Source organism: Nostoc sp. PCC 9305, assembly GCF_963920915.1.
Taxonomy (GTDB): Bacteria; Cyanobacteriota; Cyanobacteriia; order Cyanobacteriales; family Nostocaceae; genus Nostoc.
Genome location: NZ_CAWUDN010000259.1, coordinates 1 through 1,176, shown reverse-complemented (window position 1 = coordinate 1,176; position 1,176 = coordinate 1). Strand labels below are relative to the sequence as shown.

The window sequence follows — 1,176 nt, the reverse complement described above, 5'->3', positions numbered from 1 at the left end:
TAAGTAGAACGGCGTGGAAAAACCAAACTATGTAAAGATAAATAAATACGGAGAATGTATCTACTGAGGTAAGTAAGATATGGGTGCTCGTATAAGGGTATTCCTAACTCGTGAACATGACAAAACCCTGTTAAACCTAAGAACTGCGGATGTACCGCAGAAAGTTAAAGACCGAGCAGAGGTCGTTAGGCTAAATGCACATGGCTGGTACGTCGAAAAAATAGCTGCCCATTTTAATTGGACTCCTCAAACAATAAGAGAGGTTTTACATAAATGGCAAAAGCTTGGTCTAGAGAGCCTTTGGGAGTTGTCAGGTCGAGGGGGAAAATCGAAATATAAGGAAGAGGACATAGTTTTTTTGGAAGAATGTCTCCAAGAAGAACCACGTACATACAACAGTGTTCAATTAGCTCAAAAACTTTATTGCGATCGCCAAATTAAATTGAGTCCCGACAGGTTAAGACGGGTACTCAAAAAAAGGGGATCATTTGGAAGCGAGTCAGGAAGAGCCATAAAGGAAAACAAGACTCTGTAGTACGGGAGCAGAAGCAAGCAGACCTGGATATCTTGGAATTATTTGCTGCTACCGGAGAAATAGACCTCAAGTATTTGGATGAATCAGGGTTTTGTGCATGGAGTGAGCCAAGTTACAGCTATTACCAGCGAGGCGAGCAAAAACGTTTAGAACAGACAAAGCGTCGAGGTCGAAGATTAAGCATTATCGGTTTTTTTCAACCTCTAATCAGTTTTGTTTACGGTTTGGTGATTGGGGGCGTTAATCGCAAGTCTTATATCCAGATGATGGAGCAAGAGGCCCGCGAAGCCGCTGAACTACGACGCATAAGGGTAATCGTGCAAGACAATGGCCCAATACATCGATGCCAAGAAGTCCAACAGATGTGGTCAAAGTGGGAACACATGGGTTTATACATCTTCTTTCTGCCCAAATATTGCTCCGAAATGAACCCAATTGAATTGGAGTGGCAACACCTCAAAAAGGATGAACTAGCAGGACGAATGTTTGATGATGAGTTGGCTCTTGCTTACGCAGTAATTGATGGTGTTCAAGCTAGAGGAGAAAGAGGAAATTATAGGACACAACGTATTAAATTTAACTCTAACCGCTCTGGTTAAATTTTCGTTACATACTTATAAATTTTCCCGCCGACTTACTTA

General features: G+C 41.8%; 1 protein-coding gene. It reads left to right on the top strand.

What is annotated here, in order from left to right; genetic code table 11:
• Positions 1 to 79 precede the first annotated feature (79 nt).
• Positions 80 to 1,134 (top strand): IS630 family transposase gene (locus ACM0OX_RS35665; RefSeq protein WP_414519934.1). Its coding sequence is split into 2 segments (ribosomal slippage): positions 80 to 472 and positions 475 to 1,134, totalling 1,053 coding nucleotides; the frame shifts between segments, so codons are not numbered across the junction.
• Positions 1,135 to 1,176 lie beyond the last annotated feature (42 nt).